Source organism: Rhizobacter sp. P3_B12, from assembly GCF_056402895.1.
This window is the reverse complement of record NZ_JBFUGN010000316.1, coordinates 1-6,076: the sequence shown is the minus strand read 5'-3', so window position 1 is coordinate 6,076 and position 6,076 is coordinate 1. Positions and strand designations below refer to the sequence as shown.

General features: G+C 66.8%; 5 protein-coding genes. All 5 read right to left on the bottom strand.

What is annotated here, in order from left to right; all coding sequences use genetic code 11:
* Positions 1 to 45: 45 nt before the first annotated feature.
* Complete coding sequence (locus AC1D01_RS17120; RefSeq protein ID WP_477868305.1) at positions 46 to 2,139, bottom strand: 3-hydroxyacyl-CoA dehydrogenase NAD-binding domain-containing protein; 2,094 nt, start codon at positions 2,137 to 2,139, stop codon at positions 46 to 48.
* A gap of 98 nt (positions 2,140 to 2,237) precedes the next feature.
* Complete coding sequence (locus AC1D01_RS17115) at positions 2,238 to 2,933, bottom strand: ABC transporter ATP-binding protein (RefSeq protein WP_477868303.1); 696 nt, start codon at positions 2,931 to 2,933, stop codon at positions 2,238 to 2,240.
* 4 nt (positions 2,934 to 2,937) lie between these two features.
* A complete protein-coding gene (locus AC1D01_RS17110) occupies positions 2,938 to 3,720 on the bottom strand; it encodes an ABC transporter ATP-binding protein (RefSeq protein ID WP_477868301.1) in 783 nt (260 codons plus the stop codon).
* The gene (locus AC1D01_RS17105) at positions 3,717 to 5,054 is read right to left on the bottom strand and encodes a branched-chain amino acid ABC transporter permease (RefSeq protein ID WP_477868299.1); all 1,338 of its coding nucleotides are present in this window, start codon (positions 5,052 to 5,054) and stop codon (positions 3,717 to 3,719) included. The genes AC1D01_RS17110 and AC1D01_RS17105 overlap by 4 nt, the downstream gene beginning before the upstream one ends.
* Positions 5,051 to 5,998, bottom strand: a complete 948-nt coding sequence (locus AC1D01_RS17100; protein WP_477868297.1) for a branched-chain amino acid ABC transporter permease — start codon at positions 5,996 to 5,998, stop codon at positions 5,051 to 5,053. The genes AC1D01_RS17105 and AC1D01_RS17100 overlap by 4 nt, the downstream gene beginning before the upstream one ends.
* Between the last annotated feature and the right edge of the window lie 78 nt (positions 5,999 to 6,076).

Below are 6,076 nucleotides of genomic sequence, written 5' to 3'. Positions count from 1 at the left end.
GGAAACGATCACTGCATGGGTCATGATGGTGTGCTCCGATTCATCTCAGGAGAAAGTCTTGCCTTCGGCCGCCAGGCGCGCCAGCAACGGCGCCGGCTGCCAGAACTTCGCATCGTCGTGCGGGTTCTTCGCGAAACGGTTCATCGCCGCCACCACGTTGAACAAGCCCACGGTGTCCGCATAGCACATCGGCCCGCCACGGTGCAGCGGGAAGCCGTAGCCGGTCAGGTACACCATGTCGATGTCGCTCGCGCGCAAGGCAATGCCCTCCTCGACGATCCGCGCGCCCTCGTTCACCAGCGCATACACCAGCCGGTGCACGATCTCGTCGTCGCTGATCTTGCGCGGCGTGATGCCCAGCTCGGCGCGGTGCTTCTCGATCATGCCGTCGACCAGCGCACTCGGGATCGCATCGCGCTTGCCCGGCACGTAGTCGTACCAGCCGGCGCCGGTCTTCTGGCCGAAGCGCCCCATCTCGCACAGCAGGTCGGCAGTCTTGCTGTAGCGCAGGTCCGGCTTCTCCAGGTAGCGGCGCTTGCGGATGTACCAGCCCACGTCGTTGCCCGCGAGATCACCCATGCGGAACGGGCCCATCGCGAAGCCGAATTTCTCGACCGCCTTGTCCACCTGCTGCGGCGTGCAGCCCTCTTCCAGCAGGAAGCCGGCCTGGCGCGAGTACTGCTCGATCATCCGGTTGCCGATGAAGCCGTCGCACACGCCCGACACCACGCAGGTCTTCTTGATCTTCTTGCCCAGCGCCATCACGGTGGCCAGCACGTCCTTCGCGGTCTTCTCGCCGCGCACCACCTCCAGCAGCTTCATCACGTTGGCCGGGCTGAAGAAGTGCGTGCCGATCACGTCCTGCGGGCGCTTCGTGAACGACGCGATCCTGTTGACGTCCAGTGTCGAGGTGTTGCTCGCGAGGATCGCGACCGGCTTCATCACCTCGTCCAGCGTCTTGAAGACCTGCTCCTTCACGCCGATGTCCTCGAACACCGCCTCGATCACCATGTCGGCGTCCTTCAGGTCGGCGTAGTTCAGCGTCGTGCTCAGCAAGGCCATGCGGGCATCGAGCTTGTCCTGCTTCAGCTTGCCCTTCTTGACCTGCGCGTCGTAGTTCTTGCGGATGATCGCGATGCCCTTGTCCAGCACCTCCTGCTTCATCTCGAGCATCACCACCGGGATGCCGGCGTTCAGGAAGTTCATCGCGATGCCGCCGCCCATCGTGCCGGCACCGATCACCGCGAGCTTCTTCACGTCGCGCACCGGCGTGTCGGCCGGCACGTCGGGGATCTTGGTCGTCGCACGCTCGGCCACGAAGGCATGGCGCAGCGCACGGCTCTCGGGCGTCATCATCAATGCGATGAAGGCCTCGCGCTCCTGCTTCATGCCGTCGTCGAACTTCTTGTAGACCGAGGCTGCGACGGTCTCGACGCACTGCAGCGGCGCCGGGAAGTTCTTCGACATCGCACCGACCGTGTTGCGCGCGAACTGGAAGAAGGCGTCCGGGTTCGGGTGCTCGGCCTTCAGGTTGCGCACCAGCGGCAACGGGCGCTTGTCAGCCACTTCGGTCGCGAACGCCACCGCACCGGCGAGCAGGTCGCCGTCGATCATCTTGTCGAACAGCTTCTGCCCCGGCGCCATCGCGAGCAGCTCGCTCTTCACCGGCTCGCCGCTGACGATCATGTTCAGCGCGTTCTCGACGCCGATCACGCGCGACAGGCGCTGCGTGCCACCGGCACCGGGCACCAGGCCCAGCTTGACCTCGGGCAGCGCCACCTGCGTGCCGGGCGCGGCCACGCGGTAGTGGCAGCCGAGCGAGAGCTCGAGCCCGCCGCCCATGCACACCGTGTGGATCGCGGCGACCACCGGCTTCGTGCAAGCCTCCACCGCGAGGATCACGCTCAGCAGGTTCGGCTCCTGCAGCGCCTTCGGCGAGCCGAACTCGCGGATGTCGGCGCCGCCCGAGAAGGCCTTGCCGGCGCCGGTGATCACGACGGCCTTCACCTTGCCGTCGGCCTGGGCCTTGTCGAGCCCGTCGGTGATGCCCTTGCGGGTGTCGTAGCCGAGGCCGTTGACAGGCGGGTTGTCGAGCGTGATCACGGCAACCGGGCCGCGAAGTTCGTAGGTGGCGCTCATGCGGTGTCTCCGGGTGGAATAGAACGATCGTTCGATTCTAGGAAGGAATCGTGGCGGGGTGATGTCTCGTCAGCGACAAATCCGGATGGGCATCCGGGCTACACCTCGAGCCACTCCTTGCGAATATAGGCGTTCGACTTCAGCTCGGTCGGCGTTCCCTCGAACACGATCCTGCCGTGCCCCATCACGTAGCAGCGCTGCGAGATCTCCAGCGCGATGGTCAGCTTCTGCTCGACCAGCAGCACCGAGACACCGCGCCGCTTCAGCTCGTTCAGGTACTGCGCGACCTGCTCGACGATCTTCGGCGCCAGGCCCTCGGTCGGCTCGTCGATCATGATCAGGTCCGGGTCGCCCATCAGCGTGCGGCACAGCGTCAGCATCTGCTGCTCGCCGCCCGACAGCACGCCGGCMTCGGTGTGCTGGCGCTCCTTCAGCCGCGGGAACATCGCGTACATGTCGTCGAACGACCAGCGCGGCGCCGGCTTGCCGCGCTTCTCGCCGAGCAGCAGGTTCTGGTGCACCGTCAGCTTCGGGAAGATGTCGCGGTTCTCCGGCACGTAGCCGATGCCCTGGTGCGCGATCTCGAAGGCCTTCAGCCCGAGCAGCTCGCGCTGGCCCCAACGCACCGAGCCCTTGCCGTCCACCAGGCCCATGATCGCCTTCACGGTGGTCGAGCGGCCCGAGCCGTTGCGGCCCAGCAGGCTGACGATCTCGCCGGGCTGCACGTCCAGCGTCACGCCATGCAGCACATGGCTCTTGCCGTAGAACGCGTGCAGGTTGTCGAGTTTCAGCATCGCGTCAGGCCCCGTGCGCTTTCTCGTGAGCCACCAGGACCGAGCCCAGGTACGCCTCCTGCACCTTCGCGTTCGCCCGCACCGCATCGGGCACGTCGAACGCGATCACCTCGCCATACACCAGCACCGCGATCTTGTCGGCCAGGCCGAACACCACGCCCATGTCGTGCTCCACCGTCAGCAGCGTCTTGCCCACCGTCACCTCGCGGATCAGCTGGATGAAGCGCGTCGTCTCGCTCTTGCTCATGCCGGCGGTCGGCTCGTCGAGCAGGATCACGCTCGCGCCGCCGGCGATCGTGATGCCGATCTCCAGCGCGCGCTGCTCGGCGTAGGTCAGGTTCATCGCCTGCACGTCGCGCTTCTTGTCGAGCTTGATCATGCGCAGCACCTCGTCGGCGCGGTCGTTCGCGTCGCGCAGGTCGGCGAGGAACTTCCAGAACGCGTAGCGGTAGCCCATGCTCCACAGCACTGCGCAGCGGATGTTCTCGAACACCGACAGCCGCACGAACAGGTTCGACACCTGGAAGCTGCGCGCCAGGCCCATGCGGTTGATCTCGTACGGCTTGCGGCCGGCGATCGACGTGCCGTTCAGCCGGATGTCGCCGGTGCTGATGCCGAAGCGCCCGCTGATCAGGTTGAACAGCGTCGACTTGCCGGCACCGTTCGGGCCGATGATCGCGACCCGCTCGCCGGGCTTCACGCTCAGCGTCGCGCCGCGGATGATCTCGGTCTTGCCGAAACTCTTGCGCACATCGGTGAGTTCCAGCGCGAAGGGATGCGCGCTCACAGGGCTTCCCTCCGCTTGATTTCCTTCTCGATCTCCTGCTGCGTCTGGTCCCATTGCCGCTTGAACTCGCGCCGCGCGAGCTCGAACATCGCGATGCCGATCGCCATCACGAACACCGCGCCGAACCAGCTGTCCAGGCCCTGCACGTTCAGCGTGCCGCCCATGAAACGCAGCGTCGGGCCGAGCGCCGAATTGAGCTGCACGTGGTAGATCATCTCGACGATCGCCGCCGCGCCGGCCAGCGCCACCGCGCCGGTGCCGCCCAGCGCCAGGTACGACGACGCGAGCCGGCGCAGCTTGCCGAAGGCCGCCACCCGCAGGTTCATCATGATCAGGCTCGAGATGCCGCCCGGCGCGAACATCACCATGAACATGAAGACGAGCCCCAGGTAGATCTGCCAGGCCTTCGTGATCTCGGAGAACAGCACGAAGGCCAGCACCAGCAGCACCGCGCCGATGACCGGCCCGAAGAAGAAGAACGCGCCGCCGAGGAAGGTGAACAGCAGGTAGCTGCCCGAGCGGAAGCCACCGACCGAATCCGCCGTGACGATCTCGAAGTTGAGCGCCGTCAGCCCGCCGCCGATGCCGGCGAAGAAGCCGGCGATCACGAACGCCAGGTAGCGCACCACCTGCGTGTTGTAGCCGACGAACTCGACGCGCTCCGGGTTGTCGCGAACGGCATTCAGCATGCGGCCGAGCGGCGTGCGCGTCAGCGCGTACAGCGCGGCGGTGCAGACGAAGCAGTAGACCGCGATCAGGTAATAGACCTGCACCTGCGGCCCGAAGGTGATGCCCAGCACCGCCTTGCCGGCCACGCGGTTCGAGCTGACGCCGCCCTCGCCGCCGAAGAACTCCGGGAACATCAGCGCCATCGCCGCGACCAGCTCGCCGACGCCCAGCGTGATCATCGCGAAGGTGTTGGCCGATTTCTTCGTCGTCACCCAGCCGAGCAGCGCCGCGACGCCCGCGCCGGCCAGCCCGCCGACCAGCGGCACCAGGCTCATCGGCAGCGGCAGGCGGCCGGCACCGATCAGGTTCATCGCATGGATCGCGAAGAACGCGCCCAGCCCGACATACACCGCATGCCCGAAGCTCAGCATGCCGCCCTGGCCGAGCAGCAGGTTGTAGCTGAGGCAGATGATGACCATGTAGCCCATCTGCGACAGCATCGTCATCGCGAGGCCGCTGGTGAACAGCATCGGCGCGACGACCAGCAGCAGCGCGAACACGCCCCACACCACCCAGCGGCCGACGTTCCACGGGCGGAAATGGATGCGCCCGCCGCCCGCCTCGCGGCCTGCCACCCGGTCGACCGACTTCAGCACGGCACTCATCCTTCGCGCGTCCCCATCAGGCCCTTCGGGCGGAAGATCAGCATCAGCACCAGCAGCAGGTACGGCAGGATCGGCGCCACCTGCGAGATCTTCAGCTTCAGCAGCGGGTAGCCGAAGGTCTCGGGCGTGATCGCGAGGCCGGCCCACTGCAGCGCGCCGAGCGCCGACTGGTCGAGCGCGACCGCGAAGGTCTGGACCAGCCCGATCAGCAGCGACGCGACGAACGCGCCGGCCAGCGAGCCCATGCCGCCGACCACCACGACGACGAAGATGATCGGCCCGACCGCGCCGGCCATCGTCGGCTCGGTGACGTAGGCGTTGCCGCCGATCACGCCGGCCAGCCCGGCCAGCGCCGCCCCGCCGCCGAACACCAGCATGAAGATCCGCGGCACGTTGTGGCCCAGCGCCTCGACCATGTCGGGATGCGTCAGCGCGCCCTGGATCACCAGCCCGATGCGGGTGCGCGACAGCAGCAGCCACACCGACACCAGCATCAGCAGCGCGACCCCCATCATGAACGCGCGGTACATCGGGAACTGCGTGCCGTACAGCGTGAACAGCGGGCCGTCGAGGATCGCCGGCACGCGGTAGTCGACCGCCGAGCGGCCCCAGGTCAGCTGCACCAGCTCGAGGATCACGAACGACAGCCCGAACGTGATCAGCAGCTCGGCGACGTGGCCGAAACGGTGCACCCGGCGCAGGCAGAAGCGCTCGAACAGCGCGCCGACCACGCCGGTGAGCAGCGGCGCGACCACCAGCGACGGCCAGAAGCCGACGAACAGCGTCGTCGTGTACGCGAAGTACGCGCCCAGCATGTAGAAGCTCGCATGCGCGAAGTTCAGCACGCCCATCATGCTGAAGATCAGCGTGAGGCCGGAGCTCAGCATGAACAGCAGCAGCCCGTAGCTGATGCCGTTCAGCAGCGATGTGGTGAAGAACTCCATCGTGTCCTGGATGCAAAATCCCGCGGCGACCGGTGGCCGACCGCGGGATTGTCAGTGGGCGGCGCTCAAGCTCCGGGG

What these genes read in the sequence shown, in the direction of transcription:
- AC1D01_RS17120 (WP_477868305.1), bottom strand. Translation starts at nt 2,139, where the DNA reads ATGAGCGCCACCTACGAACTTCGCGGCCCGGTTGCCGTGATCACGCTC.
- AC1D01_RS17105 (WP_477868299.1), bottom strand. Translation starts at nt 5,054, where the DNA reads ATGAGTGCCGTGCTGAAGTCGGTCGACCGGGTGGCAGGCCGCGAGGCG.
- AC1D01_RS17100 (WP_477868297.1), bottom strand. Translation starts at nt 5,998, where the DNA reads ATGGAGTTCTTCACCACATCGCTGCTGAACGGCATCAGCTACGGGCTG.